Origin of the sequence: Pseudoalteromonas piscicida (genome assembly GCF_000238315.3) — a bacterium.
GTDB classification, from domain to species: Bacteria; Pseudomonadota; Gammaproteobacteria; order Enterobacterales; family Alteromonadaceae; genus Pseudoalteromonas; species Pseudoalteromonas piscicida.
Genome location: NZ_CP011925.1, coordinates 203,985 through 227,759 on the forward strand (window position 1 = coordinate 203,985; position 23,775 = coordinate 227,759).

The 23,775-nt window shown below is 43.8% G+C and carries 25 protein-coding genes and 1 pseudogene; 11 read left to right on the forward strand and 15 right to left on the reverse strand.

Annotated features, from left to right (window positions below; genetic code table 11):
- The first annotated feature begins 12 nt into the window (after window positions 1-12).
- The 4 genes from PPIS_RS20375 to PPIS_RS20390 are packed head-to-tail and all read left to right on the forward strand — an operon-like array spanning window position 13 to window position 993.
- Window positions 13-234, forward strand: coding sequence for an EF-hand domain-containing protein (locus PPIS_RS20375; protein ID WP_010375682.1), 222 nt, complete (start codon window positions 13-15; stop codon window positions 232-234).
- 50 nt (window positions 235-284) lie between these two features.
- The gene (locus tag PPIS_RS20380; RefSeq protein ID WP_010375683.1) at window positions 285-506 is read left to right on the forward strand and encodes a PLC family EF-hand domain-containing protein; all 222 of its coding nucleotides are present in this window, start codon (window positions 285-287) and stop codon (window positions 504-506) included.
- Window positions 507-555: 49 nt separating this feature from the next.
- Entirely contained in the window at window positions 556-777 is a 222-nt protein-coding gene (locus PPIS_RS20385; protein WP_010375684.1) for a crotonobetainyl-CoA--carnitine CoA-transferase, read from the forward strand.
- 9 nt (window positions 778-786) lie between these two features.
- Window positions 787-993: an EF-hand domain-containing protein gene (locus PPIS_RS20390; RefSeq protein WP_010375685.1), complete on the forward strand. Its 207-nt coding sequence runs from the start codon at window positions 787-789 to the stop codon at window positions 991-993.
- Between the two features lie 368 nt (window positions 994-1,361).
- Here the strand turns inward: PPIS_RS20390 and PPIS_RS20395 are convergent, their stop codons facing one another.
- Both PPIS_RS20395 and PPIS_RS20400 read right to left on the reverse strand, forming a co-directional pair.
- The gene (locus PPIS_RS20395; protein WP_010375687.1) at window positions 1,362-1,877 is read right to left on the reverse strand and encodes a hypothetical protein; all 516 of its coding nucleotides are present in this window, start codon (window positions 1,875-1,877) and stop codon (window positions 1,362-1,364) included.
- A 92-nt stretch (window positions 1,878-1,969) separates the two neighbouring features.
- Entirely contained in the window at window positions 1,970-2,413 is a 444-nt protein-coding gene (locus PPIS_RS20400) for a GNAT family N-acetyltransferase (RefSeq protein WP_010375690.1), read from the reverse strand.
- Between the two features lie 167 nt (window positions 2,414-2,580).
- Here PPIS_RS20400 and PPIS_RS20405 point away from each other — a divergent pair, with 167 nt between their 5' ends.
- The 5 genes from PPIS_RS20405 (at window position 2,581) to PPIS_RS20425 (ending at window position 7,284) form a co-directional block, all read left to right on the forward strand.
- Complete coding sequence (locus tag PPIS_RS20405; protein ID WP_010375693.1) at window positions 2,581-3,612, forward strand: NAD(P)H-dependent flavin oxidoreductase; 1,032 nt, start codon at window positions 2,581-2,583, stop codon at window positions 3,610-3,612.
- Between the two features lie 157 nt (window positions 3,613-3,769).
- Window positions 3,770-4,732, forward strand: a complete 963-nt coding sequence (locus PPIS_RS20410) for an LNS2 domain-containing protein (protein WP_010375695.1) — start codon at window positions 3,770-3,772, stop codon at window positions 4,730-4,732.
- Window positions 4,733-4,951: 219 nt separating this feature from the next.
- Window positions 4,952-5,869, forward strand: a complete 918-nt coding sequence (locus PPIS_RS20415) for an esterase/lipase family protein (RefSeq protein ID WP_010375696.1) — start codon at window positions 4,952-4,954, stop codon at window positions 5,867-5,869.
- A complete protein-coding gene (locus PPIS_RS20420; protein ID WP_010375698.1) occupies window positions 5,866-6,714 on the forward strand; it encodes a lipase secretion chaperone in 849 nt (282 codons plus the stop codon). Before PPIS_RS20415 ends, PPIS_RS20420 begins: the two co-directional genes overlap by 4 nt.
- 111 nt (window positions 6,715-6,825) lie before the next feature.
- Entirely contained in the window at window positions 6,826-7,284 is a 459-nt protein-coding gene (locus tag PPIS_RS20425) for a hypothetical protein (RefSeq protein WP_010375700.1), read from the forward strand.
- A gap of 67 nt (window positions 7,285-7,351) precedes the next feature.
- Here PPIS_RS20425 and PPIS_RS20430 read toward each other — a convergent pair whose 3' ends face one another.
- Window positions 7,352-8,284 carry a LysR family transcriptional regulator gene (locus PPIS_RS20430; protein WP_010375702.1) on the reverse strand — a complete coding sequence of 311 codons (933 nt, stop codon included), beginning with the start codon at window positions 8,282-8,284 and terminating at the stop codon, window positions 7,352-7,354.
- 111 nt (window positions 8,285-8,395) lie between these two features.
- On the opposite strand from PPIS_RS20430, the gene PPIS_RS20435 reads away from it, so the two are divergent.
- The gene (locus tag PPIS_RS20435; RefSeq protein ID WP_010375704.1) at window positions 8,396-9,508 is read left to right on the forward strand and encodes a VarG family subclass B1-like metallo-beta-lactamase; all 1,113 of its coding nucleotides are present in this window, start codon (window positions 8,396-8,398) and stop codon (window positions 9,506-9,508) included.
- A gap of 232 nt (window positions 9,509-9,740) precedes the next feature.
- On the opposite strand, the gene PPIS_RS20440 is transcribed toward PPIS_RS20435, so the two are convergent.
- The 4 genes from PPIS_RS20440 to PPIS_RS20455 all read right to left on the reverse strand — a co-directional run bounded on the left by PPIS_RS20440 (window position 9,741) and on the right by PPIS_RS20455 (window position 15,832).
- Window positions 9,741-10,154 carry a hypothetical protein gene (locus PPIS_RS20440; protein WP_010375706.1) on the reverse strand — a complete coding sequence of 138 codons (414 nt, stop codon included), beginning with the start codon at window positions 10,152-10,154 and terminating at the stop codon, window positions 9,741-9,743.
- A 233-nt stretch (window positions 10,155-10,387) separates the two neighbouring features.
- Window positions 10,388-12,610, reverse strand: a complete 2,223-nt coding sequence (katG, locus tag PPIS_RS20445; RefSeq protein WP_010375708.1) for a catalase/peroxidase HPI — start codon at window positions 12,608-12,610, stop codon at window positions 10,388-10,390.
- Window positions 12,611-12,937: 327 nt separating this feature from the next.
- Window positions 12,938-13,711: a class I SAM-dependent methyltransferase gene (locus PPIS_RS20450; RefSeq protein ID WP_010375710.1), complete on the reverse strand. Its 774-nt coding sequence runs from the start codon at window positions 13,709-13,711 to the stop codon at window positions 12,938-12,940.
- Between the two features lie 102 nt (window positions 13,712-13,813).
- A complete protein-coding gene (locus PPIS_RS20455; protein WP_010375712.1) occupies window positions 13,814-15,832 on the reverse strand; it encodes a S9 family peptidase in 2,019 nt (672 codons plus the stop codon).
- A 166-nt stretch (window positions 15,833-15,998) separates the two neighbouring features.
- Between PPIS_RS20455 and PPIS_RS20460 the strand changes: the two genes are divergently transcribed.
- Complete coding sequence (locus PPIS_RS20460; protein WP_010375714.1) at window positions 15,999-16,412, forward strand: VOC family protein; 414 nt, start codon at window positions 15,999-16,001, stop codon at window positions 16,410-16,412.
- A 49-nt stretch (window positions 16,413-16,461) separates the two neighbouring features.
- Here PPIS_RS20460 and PPIS_RS20465 read toward each other — a convergent pair whose 3' ends face one another.
- The 8 genes and pseudogenes from PPIS_RS20465 to PPIS_RS20495 form a co-directional block, all read right to left on the reverse strand.
- Window positions 16,462-18,600, reverse strand: a complete 2,139-nt coding sequence (locus PPIS_RS20465) for an Ig-like domain-containing protein (RefSeq protein WP_021032579.1) — start codon at window positions 18,598-18,600, stop codon at window positions 16,462-16,464.
- Between the two features lie 6 nt (window positions 18,601-18,606).
- Window positions 18,607-18,807: pseudogene (locus PPIS_RS25845) on the reverse strand (hypothetical protein); the annotation flags it as partial.
- Window positions 18,804-19,181 (reverse strand): hypothetical protein, encoded by a 378-nt coding sequence (locus PPIS_RS20470; RefSeq protein ID WP_010375719.1) that lies wholly within the window; start codon window positions 19,179-19,181, stop codon window positions 18,804-18,806. The gene PPIS_RS20470 and the pseudogene PPIS_RS25845, both read right to left, overlap by 4 nt.
- Window positions 19,182-19,289: 108 nt before the next feature.
- Window positions 19,290-19,826, reverse strand: a complete 537-nt coding sequence (locus PPIS_RS20475; RefSeq protein WP_010375720.1) for a GNAT family N-acetyltransferase — start codon at window positions 19,824-19,826, stop codon at window positions 19,290-19,292.
- Window positions 19,823-20,356, reverse strand: a complete 534-nt coding sequence (locus PPIS_RS20480; RefSeq protein ID WP_010375721.1) for a GNAT family N-acetyltransferase — start codon at window positions 20,354-20,356, stop codon at window positions 19,823-19,825. The genes PPIS_RS20475 and PPIS_RS20480 overlap by 4 nt, the downstream gene beginning before the upstream one ends.
- Before the next feature lie 62 nt (window positions 20,357-20,418).
- Window positions 20,419-21,147, reverse strand: coding sequence for a 5-oxoprolinase subunit PxpA (locus PPIS_RS20485; protein ID WP_010375722.1), 729 nt, complete (start codon window positions 21,145-21,147; stop codon window positions 20,419-20,421).
- A 9-nt stretch (window positions 21,148-21,156) separates the two neighbouring features.
- Complete coding sequence (locus PPIS_RS20490; RefSeq protein WP_010375723.1) at window positions 21,157-21,957, reverse strand: D-glutamate cyclase family protein; 801 nt, start codon at window positions 21,955-21,957, stop codon at window positions 21,157-21,159.
- A gap of 12 nt (window positions 21,958-21,969) precedes the next feature.
- The gene (locus tag PPIS_RS20495; protein WP_010375724.1) at window positions 21,970-23,766 is read right to left on the reverse strand and encodes a glycoside hydrolase family 3 protein; all 1,797 of its coding nucleotides are present in this window, start codon (window positions 23,764-23,766) and stop codon (window positions 21,970-21,972) included.
- Window positions 23,767-23,775 lie beyond the last annotated feature (9 nt).

Here is a 23,775-nt window from a genome sequence, read left to right on the forward strand (position 1 = left end):
GATTGGACTATCATGAAAAACGTATTAGCAGCACTTTCAATTGCAGGTTTAACATTCGCTTCAGCTTCTGCATTAGCTGGTGAAGATTTCACTAAATATGATACTGACGGTAACGGCACCATCAGCATGACTGAGGCAAAAGTAAATCAGTCGCTTGCAGAGCAATTTACGCAACTAGACAGCAATGCCGACGGTGAGTTAAGCGAGTCTGAATTCGCAAACTTCCAGGGCTAGTCAAGCCGTCCAGAAGCAAATCATATTTAGGAAATTTTAGGAGCAAAATGATGAAAAATGTACTTATCGCACTATCAATCACGGGTTTAACATTAGCTTCAGCAAATACTATCGCTGGTGAAGATTTCGCAAGCTATGACACAGATGGCAACGGTGCTATTAGCATGAGCGAAGCAAAAGTAAATACAGCGCTTATTGAGCAGTTTAAAGACCTAGATGTAAACGCTGACGGAGAACTAAACGAAACTGAGTTCTCTAACTTTAAAGGTTAATTTGCGACTAGAGCCGCAATGAGAGACGGGCATAGTGAGGAGAATGGCTATGAAACTTAGAACGGTATGTGCAACGACCATAGGTGTATTGGTGAGTACGATGGCACTGGCAGCAACCTTATCATTTCAAGATGTAGACAAGGATAAAGACGGGCAGATCAGCCAGCAAGAAGCATCAGTATCATCAACATTACTTGGTCAGTTCGAGAAGCTAGATGCAGACAAAAATGGTCAGCTAAGCGCTTCTGAATTCTCTAACTTTAAAGGCTAGGAGGTCACAATGAAAAAGTTAGCAACAGCAATTACAGCCGCCACAGTACTTTTTGCCGGCTCAGCAATGGCAGCAGAATTTAACGATTTTGATTTAGACAAAGATGGTTTTATCTCTAAAAGCGAAGCGTCACTGTCAGAATCTCTTGCTTCAATCTTTGATAAGCTAGACAGCGACGGAGATGGCAAACTGTCTGAGAAAGAATTTAATCAGTAAGCAAGTGGCAATCCAAAGCGCCACGCCTCCCCAAGCTCGACTTTGTAGTCGGGCTTTTTTATTTCGAGCTGCTAGGGCCTGCTGACCTTTCAAGTTTGTTTTTGCAGCAGTTTGATTGGTATTTATACAAGGCAGAGCCTGCGTAGCATAGTTATTCTATGTAAGTTAGGCGATAACACAGTAGAAATGCCAATCAAGCGCTGCCCTTTGGGTTCCCCTGAGTGCGCTTTGTTCATTGTTGCTCAACTTTTGCCTAGATTACTAGGCGACAAGTCGAGCGTCGCGATCAAAACACACTCAGGAGAACAAAAATCAAACAGAAAAGGTCAGCAGGCCCTAGATAACTTAAGGTTTGGATAGGGAAGGGATTAACTTAATTCATTAATCCAGCGATGATCCCTGATCCATTTCTGCATTTTAGGAAAGCCTTGTTCTGGGCAAGTCATATCCCATGCACTGAGTAATGGGTAGCCGAATCCGTTTCCTTCCTTAAAAGCAATTACGAAGCTAGCGCTAGCGCCTTTATAGCCATCCTTATGTAATACGACCTCTAAAGGCAAACCAATATATTGGATGGCAGCAACCGACCAAGCAATGGCGGCCATTTCTTCCCCTTGCATGGCTTGTTTTTCTCGGCCATTTTTGAGACCATTTTTATACACGTCTTCATGGAGTTGGTCGCGGAATATCGGCTCACATACGGCGATATGGCCGGCTTCGTGCAATATATCACCGGGGTATAGCAATTTCTCGTTATCGATATAAAGTGTACCTTTTACCGTTTTTAGACCAGGTAAAAATGTATTTTCCTCGACTTCATGAAATCGAAAAGGTAGCTGAATTTCGGTGAGAAAATCACAAATGCGTTTTGTATGCTCGTGCATGTTAACTCTACTTCCCTTGAACAACCGTACTTCATTCTTAGTGAGTTTAACCTACGCTTCCAATTGCGCAAATTACTGGAGATTACAACTTGTTAGAGAGGCAGTTTGATCACAGCAAGCATTTCACCATCATCTTCATTGATTCTAATTTCTTCAAAGCCAAAGCTCGCGTAAAACGATTTTGCAACGGGGTTGCTCGGTACATAACAGATTTCTATGGTGGTAAGGTTTGGTGTCAGCTTGATTTCTTTGAGTGCGAGGGTGAGCGCTTTACGCCCAATCCCTTGTTGCTGACATTGCTGATCAACCATAAAGCGCCAAATGGAGATGCGCTCTATACTCTCTTGTACCCACATTAGCATCCCAACAGCTTCATCATCGTGATAAATTGCGCGCGTGGTATAGCCATCATTAAATTTTGATTCCACGATGGAAAACATGTTGCAGGCTACCAAATCTTGCTGCTCAGGGCTGACATCTAAATCGCAAATGGCTTCGTAGTTGTGTTTATCAATGGCTCTTAGAGAGATATTCATCACGGCGTCCTTGTATTGTTATAGAAACACTATTTCAAACATGGTTGTTTTGGCAAGAGAAAGTTTGCTTTATTAGCCGCACAATCATTGACCGTTAAGCGCTTCTTCCTCACACTGGAAAGCACTTTCGGCTTTATGTCGTTTTGCCCAAAAACAAGGACCTTGTGATGCAGTTTACCACATTACTTAATATCTCTATTCCTATGATCCAAGCGCCAATGGCGGGTGTGCAAAATTGGCGCTTAGCGGCTGCAGCAACAAATGCCGGAATACTCGGTTCAATTCCTTGTGGGATGCTGAGTAAAGAGCAGGTCGTTGCTGAAATTGAGCATTTTAAAGCATATGCTTCAGGCCCATATAATCTTAACTTTTTTTGCCATGAAATGCCGGAACTTGACCCTTATCAACAAGACAAGTGGAAGAAAAAGCTGGCTTCATATTACGATGAGCTGGAGTTAACACCTAGCGATGACATGGGGATCTTAAGACGCCCATTTGATAGGGAAATGGCTGAGGCCATCGCGCCTTATAAACCTCCCGTGATCAGTTTTCATTTTGGGCTTCCTGATACTGAATTGGTCGAGTTCGTAAAATCGTGGGGGACGACTATTTTATCTTCCGCAACGACCTTAGAAGAGGGGATATGGTTAGCTGAAAATGGTGCAGACATCGTAATAGCACAAGGGATTGAAGCGGGTGGGCATAGGGCAACCTTCACAGAGACAAAGCTTGAGTCTCAACTACATACTCGTCAATTGGTAACTATCCTCGCTGATGCGCTATCGGTTCCTGTAGTGGCTGCCGGGGGGATTGCTTCTCATCATGATGTTACTATGATGCATGAACTGGGTGCATGTGGAACACAAATAGGCACTTGCTTCTTACTATGTGATGAAGCTAGCACCTCTTTGGTACATCGTGATGCACTTAAATCACTGGCTGAGCCGTCTGCCGTGACCAATGTGTTTTCTGGTCGCCCTGCCCGTGGGATTGAAAATCGGCTAATGATAGATCTTAACTTCATTAACGAAGACGTACCGACTTTTCCATATGCATCAGCTGCTTTGACGCCATTGCGCGCTGCTGCTGAAAAGCAAGGATGCGGCGATTTTAGCCCCCTTTGGGCAGGCGTTAACCGCCAAGGTTGCATGGAAGTCAGTACACAAGAGATGGTAGAACATCTATGGAATGTTAAATAAAATATTTAGGTTAACAAATTTGACACATTTCGAGTTTATGCTCTAGCGTTTTATGACAAGGCCAACTCTGTTGTGCCTTGCTCTTTGTTACCTACGTAAGTCGATTATTTGCTTGGGTGACATATTCGTTATGACAATAATAAACACGGAGTCGTGCATGAGACATTCTATTTTAACCGCAGCGTTATTTGCCTCTTTTTCATCACTGGCAACCCATACTTGCCCAAGTATTACCGCATTAGAAACCCATTATGCTGCACCTAATATGGTCAAGCGTAGCTTTTCTAGCTCGTTTAACAAATACTTATCTTGGTTGCCGAGTTACCATATGGTGCACGATCAAGTAACCGCTGCCGGTGCTTCAACTCAGATCACTGCTAAATTTGACTACGGTAGCATCACTCATAAAGACTTGGAGTTCGAGTCGGTGGAGTTTTACTACCGTGCTGAGTCGGACACAAATTGGCAATATCTTGGTGAGCAAACCACCAATGGCGATGGCAAGGCGTTTATCACCTTGCCTGAGTTATCGGCGGGTCAGTATCGTATATACGCAGGCGTACCAGCTGATGGCACTGGTGCACAAGGTTATGTCACGGTTGTTGAGCCAGGCACTCAAGCGGTCCTGTTTGACATCGATGGCACATTGACCGAATCCGATGCCGAGCAAATTGGCGACTATACCGGAATAGATCATGCCGACCCCAAAGATGGCGCTTATGATTTAGTTCGCCACTATCTTGATTTGGGCTATCAACCCGTATTTTTGACAGCCAGAGTGTATTGGTATGCTAAAGGGACACGCGGTTGGTTAAATTGGATGGGCTTACCGCAAGGCTTTCTACGCACATCACTTAGCAATGAAACCAGCCTGTTTAAAACAGCAGAATATAAAACTGCGGAAATTAATCGCTTAAAAGCGCAGGGTATTGATGTCGTTCGTGCTTATGGTAATGCGAAAACAGATGCTGAAGCCTTTATCAAAGCGGGGATCCCAGCTTCAGAGGCGTTTACTATTGGTTCTGATGCCGGGCATTACGGTACCACAGCTATTACCGGCAATAGTTACCAAGTGCATTTAGGTGAGCTCACAACTTATCCTCACGCTGATTGCTTGTAGACCTTCCCCTCGATTGATCCAAATTTTTAGAAATTCGCAAAAGGAGCCGTATTTTGGCTTCTTTTGGGGAATCCTAGGTACTAACTTACACCCCCATTATTTACTTTTGTTTATGTAATATTCATCAAAATTTCATTTTTTACACTATTCTGGCTTGACCTCTGACCATTGTAATCTAAAGTTTATTTGTTACTAAATTGTAATAATTGGAGCAAGTACATGAAAAGGTTAATTCTCAGCGCCCTGCTTGGGTTGCTATCGGTCGTTACCTCTCCCGCCCACAGCGGTGAGGAATTAGAGTATCCCGTGGTATTAGTTCACGGTCTGTTTGGCTTTGATAATCTGCTCGGAGTAGATTATTTTTATCGCGTACCACAAGTGATCCATGAGGAAGGTGGGCAGGTTTATGTTGCAGAAGTATCATCAGCCCATAATTCAGAATTGCGTGGTGAGCAACTACTAGAGCAAGTTGCGTTGGTTCGAGCATTAACGGGGAAAGACAAAGTTAATTTAATTGGTCACAGCCAAGGCGCGCAAACTATTCGCTACGTTGCTTCAGTTAAACCTGAGTGGGTGGCCTCAGCGACTAGTATTGGTGGCGTAAACTGGGGTAGCCGTTTTGCTGATGTTGTTCGCGGTGGAGTAGACAGTGGTTCATTTTCGGAGCAGTTTTTAGCGTCGCTTGCTAACGGCCTTGCGGGGTTGATTGATTTGTTATCTGGTAAAGCAACCGCACCAAAAGACGCACTCGAAGCGCTAGGCGCTTTGACCACGGCTGGCACATTAGCATTTAACCAAAAATACCCTGAGGGTGTGCCAAGCCATTATTGTGGCGAAACGCAAAGTCTAGCGAGCAATGGCGTGCATTATTTTTCATGGAGTGGCAGCAAAGCGTGGACCAACGTATTTGACCCTGCTGACAACGCACTTGCACTGTTCTCTCAAGTTTTTGATGAGGCCAACGACGGCCTAGTATCAGCTTGTTCTAGTAATTTAGGTCAGGTGATCAATAACCAATTCAAAATGAACCATTTAGATCAGGTAAACCACACCATTGGTATTCATCACTTGTTCGAAACAGACCCATTAACCGTTTATCGCCAGCATATTCGCCGCTTAAAAGGTCTGGCGCTATGAAAAAGTGGGGCCTTTTGCTAATCATTTTGACTATGCTGTCGCTGGTTTATATCGAGAGTGAACAGCAAGAGACGCCGCGTCATGTTCCCCGGTTCGCGGAGTTATCGGAGCTGAAAAATGATGCGCATAAGGTCCCACAACCCAAAAAGAGTGCACCTGCAAGCTTACATTGTGAGATCATTAATAAACAGCATAAGCACCAAATAGACGATTGGCTTTTTGAGCTACAAAACCATAACCAAGCCGATCAGTGGCAAGCTTATCTGGAATTATTACCACAATGCCTTCACGAAGTTGCAGGTCTCTACGTGCAATTTAAGCAGGCCTTAATTGATGTGGACACACATCTTAATCTACAAGAACGTGTTGAACTGCTACACGCACTGCAGCGGCAATTTTTTACGGATGAAGTGATTGCAGTTTGGTTTGAAGATGATAATGCGTGGGATACGCAAGCTTTGAGTCGCTGGCAAATTTTGTCAGACGCATCTATATCTGAGTCGCAAAAACAGCAATTAATTGAAACGCATATCAGTGGGCTTCCAAAGCGCGAACAAGTGTTATTTCAAACCTCAGCCCAGTTACACACCCTAAACGCAAACTGGCAGCAAAAACACTATAATGAACTAAGTGCTGACTACGGCGATAAAGCCGCAACGCGTATACTTGAAGTCCAGAAGCAACAAAAGCATTGGCAGCAAAAACTACAAAGCTTTATGCTGCAAAAGCAAAATATTTTAGCCGAGCTTGGTGATAGCCAAATCGCAAAAGAAAAAGTCGAATCACTACTCAAACAAACCTTCACGGAGAACGAGCAAAAGCGAGTTGCTGTATTGGTTAAGTGATAATTTTTTAGTTATTGATAAGATGTATAAGCCGGTTACGTGGAGCAGCCAAACCTGCAGCCATGAGCCTATCTTGGTAACTGGTCAATACAATCAAACAAGCAGTAAAACATGAAAATTGAACCAAACCTGTGGCAGCTTTATTTACAAGTATATTTTCAACCATTACAGCCAATCCGCTTTGATACACGGGGCGCTATCTTAAGTCTGTGGAATCCACATGGAAAGGTACTTTGTAAAGATAAAAATCAGCGCTTATCACGATTTTGGCAAGGGGCTTTACAGCGTGCAAATGTGCCTTATCAGTTGCTGTGGGGCGGTGATCCGCAAATGCAATATCGAGAGTTAAGTGTTTATATAAAGTGTGATTTAGCATCGGGATACCGATGGGCGGCACGATTAAAGCAATTGGGGTTTTACTTCGTCGAAAATAATCAATTGCAACTCTATAACAGTAGCGATAAAGCGCAAAGCGATGTGGTGACGGATAAGTTCGTATCTCGGATTATCTTTGCTGCACTGCCTAAAAAGAACTCTGGGTGTCTAACTGTGCGAAGCGCTGTGCAATAACAGAACTGTCGAAAGAGCTAATGCTCAGTTAGGAGACCGAGTGAAAAGGCGATTCAATTGAGTGGACTTACACCGCTTCACCGATTTCTTCATCCACCAAGCTTTTTATTTCCTGCCTCACCCACTGGTGGATTGGACTATTGTGATGAATGAGATGCCAAAATTGTTCAACTTGAAAATCGGCAGTGTGAAACGGTAAATCGGCCACCGTGATGTCATAACGTCTACTTAAATGAGTGACCAGACGTTTTGGTAATGTGGCAATCAGATCCGTGTTAATCAATAACTCCGGCACCATCGAAAAATGTGGTAAAGATGCCACTACTTCCCGCTGAGCATCCAACCTTTTCAGCTCATGATCCATATCCGTTTTGCACAAGCCATTACCAGAAATGATGAGATGTCGGCTCTGGCAATAACAGGTTAACGTCATAGGCTGATGAGCCCATTTATGCTGACAACACATTACTATGGCATAATTATCATTAAATAAGCGCTGTTTAAATACGTTGGTGGGTGTCTCATCCGTGGAGTACAGTAGTAAATCCGCCACCTTTTCCAAGTAGTCATGAAGCGGTATAAACGAGTTGTAAGACACAATTTGTAATTTCAAATTTGGAGCACGCTGTTGAAAACGCGCTAACAATTTCGGCACTATCATCATCATTTCGAAATCCAGCGCCCCTATAGTGAATACGCCTGAGTATTGCAGGGGATCAAACTCGTCATCCACCAACATATGACGAATAGTAGTAAGTGATAGCTCGAGTTCGCTACGAAGGCGCTCACCTTTTGCAGTTAAACGGTACTCATTTTTCACCTTTACCAATAATGGATCAGCAAATTGCTTACGCAAGCGCATCAGGGCTCGGCTCACTGCTGGCTGGCTCATGTTTAATGCTTGAGCGGCTTGACTAATATGCTTGTGGATCAACACCTTCTCTAAGATCGTTAACAGATTTAAGTCAATACTACGTAGATTTAACTCAGGTACACCCATACCATCACCGTATAAAATTATGCGTAAATGATCTACATACTATAACAAACATGCATTTTTGATATGTTTGTTTTTGTTTTATCTTTTTTTCATCTTATTGAGGAGAGAAAAATGAAACTATCCACCTTAGCTTTAACCCCTATTGCTGCTGCAGTGTTTGCTTTTAATGTCAGTGCGAAAGGCCATGACCATAATAACCAGCACGCGATTTTATTCCCTGGTGAAACGGTTCAAACCGAAGTCGAACCATCAACAAAGCACTCGCTGAAAATCGGCCAAAAAATCAATAACCTTTATGAACGCCAGTTTGATGACAGTAAATTCACGGTGCAAAAATTGGGTAAAAATACCTACTGGATCGGAGTAAATTACTACAATGCTACCGTTGTGGTGTCCAAAGACTCGGTGTTGCTGATTGACCCTCTTGGTGATGGCCGTATTGATGCGCTTTTTCGAGGTATTCAATCCATCACCAATAAGCCGATCACTGCTATTATGTATTCTCATTATCACCTAGATCATGTCGGAGGAGGTAATCAACTAATTGACTTAATTAAGAAAAGTTATCCAAGGGTGGGGCATGTCCGTGTTATCGCTAGTCAAACCGTTGCTGACAAGATCAACCTCCACGCAGAATTGGACGAAAACGGTGTAAGAACCCCTAAAGTTCCAGCACCAAATGAAGTGTACGATTTGAAAAGAGCTAGAACGGTCAAATTTGGCTCAATAAGGCTGAAGATGATGGCACCAGAAGGTTCTGGTCATACACCGGATAACACGATGATTCTAGTTCCAAGCGATCGCGTGCTGCATTTCGCCGACATGATTAACCCTGATCAGCTGCCGTTTTACAATTTCGCGGGAGCGGGAGATTTCCATGGTTACGAAGTGGATCTACAAAATCTTCTGAGGAAACCCCTCAGTAAGCACTGGAACTTTATTAATGGAGGTCATGGCAATATAGGCTCAAAAAAGGACGTAAAAGATCTGCTGGAATACATTGTTGATGTTAGAACTGAAGTCGGTAAACAATTAGAAGTTGCACCCTACACCCCAATTTTTAGTGACGGCAACCACTTCATTTGGTTCAAACGCTGGCAAGAAGAGATCGTCAACAATGTGCATTCCGAACTAGCGAACAAATATGGGCATATGTATGGTTTCGATTCAGGTGTGGTGGAAACCCACGCAGCCATAATTTTAGCAGATATGATCGATCATTAAGTTCACTCCGGTCACACGGCGCGCTAAGCGCCGATTTTTTCTGCACCAACTAAATTGAAGAACCTAGCTGAATTGACATCCACGTTTGTAACAAACTAAAAACTGAATAAAATAAGTGCATATAAAATCTATTTACCACCAGCCATTGGAGAATTGGCTCTTTAACTATTGTATAAAGCCAACTATTTCAAGGTCGGCCAGATAAACAATCATCCATATTTGCTGTACCAGTTCAGATTAGCACTGACAGTAAAACTCCCGGGTCGCTGATATCAGCCTCTTTCATTGCTTCCCCGATCTCTTTACTTAGGGTCATCATTTGCATTTGTAACTGAGCTACCATTTGATGTTGCAATTCTATTTGTGCTTTGAGAGTTTCGTCATCTTGGTTTGTTTGAGCTTTTAACTTTTCAAGTTGCTTCTTTGCCTGTTCTAAAAGTTCTTTAAGCTTTTCTAACTGCTCAACCATTTTTTGAATATGACTTGGTAACTCACTTCTTTTATCTTGTTCAGCTTTTTCTGTTGCTTCACGGCCAGAAAGCCTATTTAGCTCAGTTGAAGTTAATTTGTATCCTACTTTATTTGCTTCAATTTTATATTCGCTGTTTTGCGTTGATAAAGTACTAACTTTAGGAGAGGTGTTCATACAAAATTAATTGGTTTACTGCAGGTGAACTGTTATCGGCAGAGACCTTGAAAACTAGAGTTTGATAGAAGGAATTGTTTACTAACCACTTACTAACTTTGCCTAGCGCATAGCCGTGGCAGCAGTACAAATCAAACCTTTATAATCTGAGAGCTGACTTTGACCTTGAAAGGTTTGCAGCACGAATAAAAAACAGGGCCGAAATTAGGCCCTGTTTGCTCTACTTAATTGGTTTATTTTAAGTCAAAGCGGTCTAGTTGCATTACCTTCACCCAAGCGGCGATAAAATCGTCTACAAACTTCTGTTTGGCATCGTCCGATGCATAGACTTCGGTAATTGCGCGAAGCTCAGAGTTAGAACCAAAGATTAAATCAACTGGTGTTGCCGTCCATTTTATCTCTCCAGTTTTACGGTCACGGCCTTCGTATAGGCCTTCTTGACCTTCTACCTTTGACCATTTAGTCGACATATCTAGCAGGTTAACAAAGAAGTCGTTGCTCAACTGACCTGGTTTGTCAGTAAATACACCGTGCTCTGCACCTTTGTAGTTTGCGTCTAAGCTACGTAGGCCGCCTAATAGTACTGTCATCTCAGGTACAGATAGGTCCAGCATATTGGCTTTGTCTACTAACATTTCAGTTGGTGACATAAACGCCTCATCACTGTAATAGTTACGGAACGCGTCTGCCTTTGGCTCAAGGTAGCTAAATGATAAGACGTCCGTTTGTGCTTGTGAGGCATCGGTACGGCCTTGTTTAAACGCTACATTTACTTTGTAGCCTGCGTCGTTTGCAGCTTTTTCAACTGCTGCAGAACCACCTAACACAATCAAGTCGGCAATAGAGACTGCTTTTTTGCCAGCGCGCTTATTAAAGCGGGTTTGAATGTCCGTCAATGTAGCTAGCACTTTGTTTACCTCGTCAGGGTTGTTTATCTCCCAACTTATCTGAGGCTCAAGGCGTAAACGGCCACCGTTAGCACCACCACGCATATCAGTAACACGGTGGCTAGATGCTGCCGACCATGCTGTTCTGATCAGTTCTTGCTTTGTTAGACCTGAGTTCAAGATTGATTTTTTCAGGGCATTTATGTCCTTACTATCAATCATCTTATAGTCTGCTTTTGGAATTGGATCTTGCCAAGTAAGTACTTCGCTCGGTACTTCCGAACCTACATAACGGGCTCTTGGGCCCATATCACGGTGAGTCAATTTGAACCAAGCTTTCGCGAACGCCAATTCATATTGCTTTGGATCTTTGCGGAAGCGTTCAATGACCTTGCGATATTCAGGGTCAAATTTTAATGCCAAATCTGTGGTGAACATTATCGGTGCATGGCGTTTACCTTCAATGTGGGCGTCTGGTACTAGGTTTGCCGCAGCTTTGTTATCTGGGATCCACTGGGTCGCACCAGCTGGGCTTTTTGTAATTACCCAATTGAAGTTCATTAGGTTGTCGAGATAATTGGTTGACCACTGAGTTGGTGTGACCGTCCAAGCACCTTCTAAACCACTTGTCGTGGTGTCTGCACCTTTACCCGTGCCGCATTTATTTTTCCAGCCTAGGCCTTGTGCTTCAATCTCTGCAGCGGCTGGTTCTTTACCCACACAATCAGATGGCTTTTTCGCGCCATGTGCTTTACCAAAGGTGTGACCACCCGCGATAAGAGCGACCACTTCTTCGTCGTTCATGGCCATGCGACCAAATGACATGCGAATGTCTTTCGCGGCAAGTAATGGATCTGGTTTACCGTGTGGGCCTTCAGGGTTGACATAAATAAGTCCCATTTCAACGGCTGCTAATGGGCCCTTTAGTTTGCCTTTCTTGTCACGACGCTCGTCTTTTAAGAAAGCATCTTCTGGACCCCAATAAACTAAATCTGGCTCCCAATCGTCTTGACGGCCACCGGCGAAACCAAAGGTCTTAAAGCCCATTGACTCAAGCGCAACGTTGCCCGCTAAGACCATTAGGTCTGCCCACGATAGGCTACGACCGTACTTTTGTTTAATCGGCCATAATAATCGTCTTGCTTTGTCTAAGTTTGCATTATCAGGCCAGCTGTTTAACGGATCGAAACGTTGTTGGCCACCTGCCGAGCCACCACGGCCATCGTGTACACGATAGACCCCAGCGCTATGCCATGCCATACGGATCATAAACGGACCATAATGTCCCCAGTCGGCAGGCCACCAGTCTTGTGAATTGGTGAGTGTTTGCTCAATGTCTTTTTTGACTTGCTTAAGATCTAATTTATTGAATTCAGCTGCATAATCAAAGTTTGCGCCGTAAGGGTTGGATTCTGGGCTGTGTTGTCTTAATGGGCTTAGGTTTAGTTGTTCTGGCCACCAAAATTGGTTGGTTTTTGCTTCACTCATTGCAGCAAAGCTCGGGGCTGATAGCGTTGTTGTTACTGCGAGCGCTACGGCAGACAACATCGTTCTAGATTTTCTATTCATGGGGTTTTCCCTCGTAATTAAAGTGTGTCTCAAACTGCGTGTTAAACTTTAGTTCACAAATTAAAAAGAGAAAATCCAGAAAAACAAATTGGTATGTTCGGAAAAATAAATCGATAAAAAATGATATTTATCAAGATGTTATATTTTTCCTATAGCGGGAATATTTTTGAAGTAAAACTTTAATTTAGTATTTTGCAATAATTAGCTTAAAACAGAAAGCTTGTAAGATCATATTGAATTTTGGTAGCTAGCTAGGTGCGCAAAGATTGTGCAAAAAAGTCTCGTGATTGTATTGGATATAAAATAAAGATGTCGGAGTAGTGAGTTCTACTCCGCTTTATTCGCCAATATTGAAAATAGTAGTGGCACTTGATGCCCTTTGCTCAATAATTGAAAGCCGTGTCCAGACACCGCCTCTAAACCTTCAAAGCAGTTATATGGACTAAAAGGGTGCTCATCGAAGTGGGTAATTGTAAGACCTGCTTGCATTAAGGACTGCATCACTTCGGCGATTGAGTGTGGCCAAGTCGCAATGGTTTGTTCGCTATCTTGGTGGTTCTCAGTATAGGTTGATTCTTCGCTAATATCCGGCTGAGTTTGTGGGAAGTAAGGGTAACCTAAATGAAGGTCAATACTGGGGTGAAACTCCACGAGACAAAACTGACCGCCGGGCTTTAATGCACGGGCAATAGTGGCAGCCCATTGAGATAAATCTTGCAACCAGCAGATGGTGCCATAGGATGCAAAGACAATGTCGAATTGTGTGGTATTCTCAAGCCCAAATTGCGCGATATCCAGACAGATAAAACTGGCATTAAGCCGAGTTTGTTGAGCCAATGTATTTGCTCGGGTTATGGCTTCTGTCGAAAAGTCGACACCAGTTACCTTAGCCCCCAGCCTTGCGAATGATAGGCTATCTAAGCCGAAGTGACATTGTAGGTGAAGCAGACTCTTGCCTGATACATCACCAAGTAGCTCACATTCAATGGGATTGAGCGAAGAGGTACCTTGCAAAAAGCGATTGACGTCATAAAACTCAGAGTCAAAATGTGCCTTGGCTCGTTCTTCCCATGCCGCACGATTGAGAGAGACATAATCCATATTGAATTCCCTATTTTTGTGAATTTTCTTTAACAATAAACAAGTTAGATAAATTAGTAAATAAACCGAGGCAAGACTGCCCCGGCTTGGTTGGGATCCCGTTTATTTCTTCGGATCGTGTTTGTCGAACCACCACTGAATATAAGCCACTTTGTTTAGCAGGTTGGATGGCCTTTTGGTGATTCCGTGTGAGGCATCTGGGATTCTGACCATAGCTGTTTCTACACCTTGTAGCTTAAGCGCTTGATAATACTGCTCAGTTTCTGAGATTGGCGTACGATAATCCGCTTCACCTGTCAGTAGCATAGTTGGGGTTTTTACATTACCCACATAGCTAATAGGCGAACGTTTCATATAATGTTCCATGTGCTCCCATGGTTTTCCTGGGAACCAGTAGTCCGCAAAAAATGGATAGAAATCTGCTGTTAATACAAAGCTATACCAGTTGATCACTGGCTTTGCTACGACTGCTGCTGCGAATCTATCCGTGTGACCGACCGTCCACGCGGTGAGTACGCCACCACCTGAACCGCCCGTAACAAACAAGCGGTCTTTGTCTATATAGCCTTCGCCGATCAGATGATCCACACCTGTCATTAGGTCATCAAAGTCATGACTTGGGTAGTTGTGGTGGATAGTTTGGGCAAACTCTTTGCCGTAGGAATCGCTGCCCCGTGGATTCATGTAAAGCACCACGCTGCCTTGGACGGCAAAAAGTTGTACTTCGGCGCTAAAATGTGGGCCGTAGTTTGCAACTGGGCCACCGTGGATCTCAAGTACGAGCGGATACTTTTTAGATTTATCGAACCCGGGAGGGTAGGCGACCCAAGCTTGAATTGGCAATTGATCATGTTTCGACTTTAGCCAAACTTCTTCAACTTTTGCCAGTGTTTTATCGCCAAGTGCATCTTCGTTAAGCTTTGTAATTGGTCTTGGCTCGCCGCGTTTTACGATTGCAACATCGGCAGGGCGCTGGGTATCTGCGAGTGTAAAAGCTACTAATCCACGATCACTGATGGCATAGTCACCACCTGAATAGGGGCGACCAAAACTAACACTACCAATGGCATTCGTTATCAGCTCAAAACGCCCTTTTAACGGCTGATAGCCAAGTGTGGTTTTCCCTTCACTGTCGTAACTTACATAGACGCCACGGCTGTTGGCGGCCCAAGTGATAGAGGCAAGGCTTCTATCTAAATCGGCTGCATAGGTTTTGGTTTCGCCTGATTTGAGATCTTTGACATAGAGTAGGCTATTCTCGTAATTGGTTTTTTTATCATCATAACCAAGGTAAGCCAGAAAGCGGCCATTAGGCGACACCTCAGGGTGATTATCTGGGCCAACTCGGTCAGTTACCGCTGTGATTTCAAGCGAATTTAGGTCTAGCTTATAGACTTCGCTGTTGGTTGGGTTTAACTGGTTATCCTTGTGGCGATTAGCCGAAAAATACAGTGTCTTTGCGTCATCAGCAAAACTCAGTTCGCCGCCATGATCAAAGTTGCCTGAGGTTAACTGTTTTGCATTGCCACCGTTGGCGTCAATTTTGAAAATATGATTAAAGCCAGGTTCGGTATAACCAGCACCGTCGGCGCGATAATATACCTCATCGATAAATACGGGTGGCTTTGCCCATTCTGCCCCTTTGGGTTTCCCTGCAACAGATACCGGTGGTGCCTTTTGGCTGGGAACAAACTGGCTAAAGTATAAGCTTTTACCATCTGGTGACCAATGTAGTCCCGATGGTCCATGGGCTAAATTGCTGATCTTGGCAATGGCACCGGTTGCTAACCATTTCACATAAATTTGGCTGCTACCGTCGCGAGTAGAAACAAAAGCGATGCGATCATTACTAGGCGACAGCACAGGAGAATAATCCATGTGCAATCCAGAGGTAACGGGCTGCATTGCATTGGTAGCAAGGTCTACAGACCAGATATTACCGACTTTTCTATCACTTTTGATATCCATGCGGTTGCGCACGAAGAAGACTTTGTCACCGTCATTGGTGATGTCAATTTGATTAGCATATTCAAGATTAAATATATCGGTTGGCTCAAGCGATGCGGCTTGCACAGCGCAAGCTGAGCTTGCAATAGCGACACCTGCTAGAAAGTATTTCATGACTCATCCTGTTTCTAATTATCATTTCCACTATGCGCCATATTGCAGCTTAATCAACTCTTTGCGGTGAACAAATTAAAAATCTATAAAAAAGTGCTTTACCTCAACTTATCTTGCGGTTTTATCGTTGCCAGCAGTTATCGAAATTTATAATGAATAGGATGATATGTACTTAGAACACGTAAATTTGGTAGTTAGCGACCTAGAAGAAGTACTTCACTTTTATCGCGCCGCATTTCCTCACTGGAAAGTTAGAAGCAAAGGGCACGGCAAGTGGTATGGCAAAGCACGAACCTGGCTGCATTTTGGTGATGACTATCATTATATAGCGTTTAGCGATCACGGTGAGGGTCAAAACAGAGCACTCGAAGGTCACCAAGTCGGCTTGGCACATTTTGCCTATGTGGTTCAAAGTGTCGAGCGTGTCGTCAATAGGTTAACCGAAGCAGGTTATGTAGTCGATAAAGTCGGAGCGCAGCATCCACACCGAAAAAACGTTTACTTTATTGATCCAGCCGGATACGAAATTGAGTTTGTGGAATATATGAGTGATCTGCCTTCTGAGCGTAATAGTGGTTAACGTTAATGTAAAAAATAGGCCCAAACTAGGGCCTATTCGTGCGTTATATCTATTGTTGATAGCTTGACCAACGTTTAATTTGTTCAAATACCGCTTTCGGTGGTGCCGTTTCCTCATGTACTAATTGAATGTCGGAATGCATGATGGACTGTTTAGGACGTATTTCAGTAGTTTGATGCGAATGACCGCTATTCGCACCACTCCAAAAGCGTGTAAAATTCAGTATTAAACTTGACCACTCATCGTAGTCAGTCAAAATGGATGCGTTTTCGCTGTCATCATTGAGGTTAAAGTCCACTAAAACATCAGAAGTGCTGCCATTACAGTTGAAATCAATGGCTTCTGAGTTGGGATTATTAAGGCCTTTTGATTCGTCCAATTTGGCTTCGTCTAATGGCAGGTTTTTACCATGAGAGTAGTCAATAACAAAGTTCGTAATATCATCTGTCGGGCCGTTTAAAATTGCAGAGCCTTCCGGAAAGCAGTTTTCGTTTTTACGGAACCAGCGACGTAAGTATCGATCGCCTTCGTTATTGCCAATGGTTGATAAGCCACTGAGTTGATATAAATAATTCATCACGCTAAAGTGATTTGGCTTAAAGTTAGTATTTTCATTGCCGCCGTGATACAAACCGAGATTATGCCCCAATTCGTGCATAATTGTTCCTGCTTGGTAGTTGTAGGTCACATTGGTCATAAGTTCTGATTCTAAGTTCAGTCCCCAATTCCCCAGCGAGATAATAAGGTCGTTGCCAAATAATTCAGCTAAGCCAGAAGATCCGCCACTGCCGTCTGCTTCTTGGCTGTTGGCCATCAGCATATAATGAAAAATCGGTCGGCGTTTAAGATCAAAATGCTTGGCTTTGTGATCAAGAATACTCGGCGCTTGCTCTGAACTTGCAAAGGTTGTAGTTTGTACAAAGGGGATCTGCTCTCCGCCTCCTAAATCATGTTGTTCAGGTGATAAGCCTTCTGCTTGGTGATACAAATTACCCACGTCAAAATGCACTGCGATATCTTGAGCTGCAAACGCCGCTTTTACTTTGTCGAGTGCGGGTTTGTGAGGCGTAATACCTGCATCATTACTTTCCATATAGTCAACTTCTATGAAAATATCTCTGACGCCAGCTCTTGCACCCCATTCGTATAAAGGTAGACCTGCGAATGTGCCACCAGGTTGCTCTGAACAATCAGGGATTCCATCTAAGTCCTCATCTTTATCACAGAGCACATCATTATTGCCGCCAGGTGTAAAAAAGGCGGCAGATTGCCAATCGCTAATCGAATTGGTATCTGTTAATAGGCTTGTTCTAACAAGGCTTTGACCTAGTTGATTTGAAACTGGTAATAACTCGGCACTTTCTTGCCATTCTGAAGGCGTTGCTGGTGCTTTATCACTTTCGCCAAAACGGACAAAATCAACCGTTTCACCTTGCTTGTTTTGTAATTCGACATACCCAGATATATACCATGCTGGCGCAAACTGTCCATCGCCGACTAGCATCAACTGATTAGAGCTTGTCACGCTGCGCTGCCATGTTTGAGGTCCATGTTCATTTTGCACTACGATATATTCGCCCGGTTCAAGTAGCTGTGACTTCAACGGAAAGACTTTAGTGCCGCCATCATTGTAGTTTTCCAACTCGATGCTTTCGGCAACGAGTTGATAATTACTCAAATCGATAGTTTCGTCTGTACCGTTGTAGATTTCTACCCAGCGGTTATCATCGATATACCTAGACGATGAAATCTCGGTGATAAGTAAATCTTTCTGTCCAGTAACAAAAGTAAGCTTTTCAGCTTGGGCGATGGCAGTCCCATAAAAGTTGGTCACCGTTTCTGAGATGGTTAATTCATATTCAGTGCCTGCTTTAAGGGGCTCCATTGGTGTTAAAGAAAAAGCGTATCCATCTTCTTGCTGTGTTTGTCCTACTGAAAATTCTACGCAAGTTTGATTACCAGATTCTCTTATATGAATTGCGCCATTACACTCTGAAGTACCAATTTCACTTGACCAAGACGCGGACATATTGTCGTCAAAGTGCAGCTGGATCTCACCTGTTAAGCTAACCCGAGTCGCTGAGGACTCTGGCAAACTTGTCATTAGTCGTGGTGCTGTTGTATCGATAATTTCTATCTGAACTTCTGCAGAGTTTGTGAGGTCGCCATCGCTCACGCCGAAGTGCAAAATCTCTTTAGTTATGTTGTTATGAGTTGGGGTATAGCTGTATGTCTGCGTTGTTGCATTAATTAATTCAACAACACCCGAAAGTGCCGGCTCGAAAGTGACCTCCAGTGCATCGCCATCTTCATCTTTTACATCCAGAGTAAATTCTAAGGTGTTGTTATATTCAAGGCTGTGTTCTGACCCTGTAATTAGAGGGGCTCTATTTATTTATTTATTTGTTTGATGGTGACAGAAACTTCTTTTTCTGCCTTATCACCGTCATCATCTGTAGCAGTTATCAAGAAGGCTACTTTGGTATCTTCAGTGACTTCTGGTGCAGTAAAAGAAAGACTAGAATCGCCCAAGGTAAGATCGATGACGTCTGGCCCTGAAGTTTGTTTTATAGTGCGAGACGAAATTGATCCATCACTGTCTGAAATTGTCACCCCACCACTTAGGAAGCTCCGCTCCCCAATACTTGCTTCGATTGCGGTTACGATTTCTGGTGGAGTATTCTTATCATCACCGCCAAAAAGGTCACAAGCACTCAGATGTACTAACCCTAAGCTGATTAAAGAGAGTTGAAATATTTTTTTATTCATTATTATTTTCTCTGATTGTTACAATATACTTACTAAAAATTTACCCTTTTTAGGGTCTTTAAGTACAGAGGTTGGTGTTAATGAATGTAAAAATAGTCAACGCGGGGTTTATTCTGCTCTTAGCTTGGCTGTTAAAACATGATCTTCCCATTTTCCAGCAATGCGCAGATATTGCTTAGCATAGCCTTCTTGTTCAAAGCCTAGTTTTTGCAACACTCTCGCGCTTGCCACGTTGCTAGGCATATAATTTGCCATGATCCTATGCATGTTTCGCTGATCGAACATATGTGAGATTGCAGCTTCTAAGATCTCGGTCATATAGCCTTGACCCGCAAATTGTGATGCTATGGAATAGCCTAAATAACAAGCTTGAAACGGACCTCGTGCAACTTGGGTGAAGCTGCATAGCCCAGCTATCTGAGGCCGTTCTGGCAATAACGCAATAAAGTGATAAGCGGTATCGGATCGTGCGGCATGTTCGGCTTGCTCTGCATGACCCAACCAATAGTCCATTGAGTAGTAGCTTTCTGGTCGAGACGGCTCCCACGGTGCAAAGTAATCGCGATTCTCTAAGTGATAAGTAACAAGCTTCTCAGCATACTCTGAAGTGAGTGCAACAAGTTTTGTTCTTGCTGTACGGATCATATCCTCAATAATCCAAACTTCTCGTCATCTACCCACTCGCCGTTAATTTGGAAGTTATGTTTTAGCGTGCCTTCAAGCTCAAATCCTAGTTTTTTGAGTAGATGGTGAGAGGCATGATTTCCTTGGGTAACGGTGGCGATGAGCTTGTGGTAATTACATTCGTGCAAGGCAAAATCAATGACTGCTCTAGACGCTTCAAAGGCGTAACCCTTTCCTTGAAATTCGGGAGAGAGCATAAAACCTAACTCGGCCTGTTGAAACGGTGTCCACATACTTAAAAATCCGTGTAGCCCGATTGGGGTCGCTGTGGCCGTTTCTTCAATCACTAAGGTGAGCCAAGTGTTATCTTCTTTGTTCCACTGCCCAAGTCCGGCGCTTAAACCATGGTTAAATTTATCACGCAGCGTAGCTTCATCGGTAATTTCACCGACGAAACGCATGACATCTGGTTGTTGATGAAGTTCTAACCAAAGCGGCCAATCTGTATTAAGTATGGGTCTTAAGGTAAGTCTTTCTGTTGTGAGCTGCATGTAAAGTCCTTTCGCTTTGTTAACTTTCACTTATTAAACATGTACGGCCAGACTATCACAAATTATTGATTTATCACGTTTCTTATTTCTTCAATTAAGGCAATGCTCGCCTCATTGTCACCGTGAACACATAAGGTATCGGCGCGCAAGGAAAGTGACTTCCCACTTGCAGTCGTGACACTGCCTTGCTGGTGTAATTGCTTAACTTGCGCAAGTAGCGCTGATTTGTCATGCACTGCGCCCGCTTCAGAACGGGGAGTAAGTAAGCCTTCATCAGTGTACAGCCTATCGGCAAAGGCCTCAAAAATCAGTGATACTTTATAGTCGTCGGCGAGTTGTTGGTGGTTTGCTTGTTGCGCAGTGGCTAGCACCATCAGCTTAAGCTCACTTGGGTAGTGTGAAATGGCCTTGATAACACAGCTTAATAACCTTTGTGACTTCATCATATCGTTATAAAGCGCACCGTGTGGTTTTACATAACTTAGCGTCAAGCCTTGCACCTTTGCCATCCCTTCAATTGCGGCAATTTGGTAATGTAAGGCGTTGGTGATCTCTTGCTCAGAGAGTTGCATTGAGCGGCGGCCAAACCCTTGGCGGTCTGGATAGCTTGGATGTGCGCCAAGCGTCACTTGATGCGTGTTGACCAGCTTGAGTGTTTGCGCGAGTACATCAGGATCTCCTGCGTGAAAGCCGCAAGCGACATTGGCCATGTCGATATGTGGCATTACGTGTTCGTCTAACCCCATTTTCCAAGCGCCAAAGCTTTCACCCAAGTCGCAATTTAATAACATGCTTATTTCCTACTTCGTTACTGCAAGTTCTAAATCTTGTCTATCTGTCACCAATAAATGGTGTGGACTATTCATAATACAAAACTCAGGTGCCGCTTTTGCTATGGCTAACTGAGCTGTCAGGCTGGAACCCCAAAAAACCGGAAGCTGCCCCTCTTTACAAGTCAATGGCTCGCCAAAGTTAGGCTTGCTAAGATCTTTGATCCCAACCTCATTTGGCTCACCAAAATGAAGTGGCAACGCATAGGGAAGTCGGCTCAGTGTTGCCGCTTGAATGGCACTAATAAGATTTAGCTTGGTTAATGGGCGCATCGCCAATATTTGATTCGCCTCGTACTTATCTACTGAGTTGCAAGATAAATTACTGATGTAGAGTGGTAAAGGCGTGGTTGGATTCGCCGATGGCGGGTTGATTCCATACTGCGCGAGTAAGTTGTCAAATGAAAGATAACTGGCAAAAGCAAAGGTAACTAAGTCGTCGCGCCAGTGCTCTTCTATATTATGGCATTCTTGAACGAGCTGGCCATGTTTTAAAATCTGATACTTGGGGAGGTGGTAGCGAATGTCTATATCTTTCCCTAAAGTGTCAAAGTTGAAATTGCCCGGCTCGCTGGGCGGAATAATCAGCTTGCAAACAGATTGATTACTCTCACAAAAGCGAAAGAATGAATATGCTTCGCTATGTGGCAAAATAATCACATTACATTGTGTGAACCCAGGCACGAACCCTTTAGTAGGACCCGTATAATCACCATCCTTGATCATTTTTCTTATTGCATGAGGTGCACTTAAAGAAGCACTGGGATCCATAGATTCCTCCAATTAGTGGTTTACTGTAACAGGCAGTGAACCTTCCGCTTTCGCTATTCCCAAAATCACTTTGGCCAGCGCCGTGTAGGCAGGCCCAGCTACTTTTTTATCATGATTTACGTCTACATTATAAGCATAACTTGCTAATACTGCGTTACTAAGAGGACCAAAGGTACTAATTTCGTATGGTGCTCTTAGGCTGATAAATAGCTGCTTTTTACCCTGTTGCTGACCGTATTGCAGTAATGCTTTCAGCGCTTCGGGTTGTACATTACGCGCCACCCCATGCTCTCGTAACTTTTTCACATCGTCCATGCCGCCAATTTCTACTGCACTTTGTGGTGGTGATGCATGTGCGGCGATTATCACGTCGGCCTGTTTAATTGCATCATGTGCAATGTCCGGGTCGTAGGCTTGTAGGCTTGTACAAGAAAGTGTCAGCGAGTTTTTGCTGTATGTTTGTAATGCTTGCTCCAGTGCAAAACATTTTTGTCTGTCAGGCATGATAAGCTGAACAACTTGTGCGTTATCTCTGAGCGGTAATACCCCATCGTTTTTTACTTCGGTGATAGCCGCTAGTGCAAGCTCTGCTTCTAAACGACGATGGCTTGGATTGCCCAGCGTTGAATTAGCAATGGCCAAAGAAGCGCTTGATTGTGGCAGCTTTGACTTGATCTTAGCGATACGCGCCATAGAACTGCTAAGTTGTTCTTGGTTTAGTTTATTGGTCTCAAGCGCGTCAGCTAGCTGAGCCATATATTGCTCAAAGCGTTTGATGTCTGCACGATTGCGAATAGCAATAGGCATTAGCGCGATATCCACGCCAGCATTAAACGTTTCAATTGTCGCATCGACTGGATTAAAAAAGTCGCTGATCCCAGCCATATCTAGCGCATCGGTGACGGTCACGCCTTGGTATCCCAGCTCGTGTCTTAGTAGTTGTGTCATGATCTGAGAAGACATAGTCGCAGGCCTTATCATGCTCTCACCTTGAGAGTTAACGACTCTACTGTTGTCGAGCGCCGGATATTGAATATGGGCAGTCATTATCATGCCGGGAGGCGATGCTTTGATTATCTCGGCAAAGGGCAATAAATCTTGCTGGTTTATTTTGTCGCGGTCGTGATCAACACGAGGTAGTCCCGTGTGGCTATCAACATGTGTATCACCGTGGCCAGGAAAATGCTTTAGCGCAGAGAGAACACCTGCGGCCTCAAATGCTTTTACCTGAGCAAGACCTAATTTGGCGACCACTTCCGGATTTTCCGAGAATGAGCGCACATTGATCACCGGATTGTTCGGGTTGCTGTTCACATCCACCGTTGGGGCGAAGTTTACGTTGATCCCTAAGATATTTAGCTCCTTTCCAATTGCGCTTGCCACTTTGGTTGCGTAAATATCGCCCTGTTTTGGATAGGTTGCCCCTATAATCATATTGCCGGTAAACGACGTTGCTTGTTCACGGTTTATTCGCGCAACACGACCACCTTCTTGATCGATGGCAATAAATAAAGGAAGTTGACTTTTACTTTGTTGTGCCGCACTTTGCAAAGCATTGGTTAGACTGACGATTTGCGCGGTGTTTTGCACATTTTCGGCAAACAAAATAGCGCCGCCGATGTCGTATTTACTAATTAATTCGGACAGCTCAGGCGGTAAAGTTGTCATCGCTGCTCTACAATCTCCACTAGGCTTTTTGCTTTCACCGCAGTAATAGCGGAAATCGAGCATAAGCTTTTGTCCAAGCATTTGCGAAGTGGTCAGTGGCACTTGTGCTGCTGTTGCGTGAGCTGAAGTGATGAAACTCATGAATGTGAT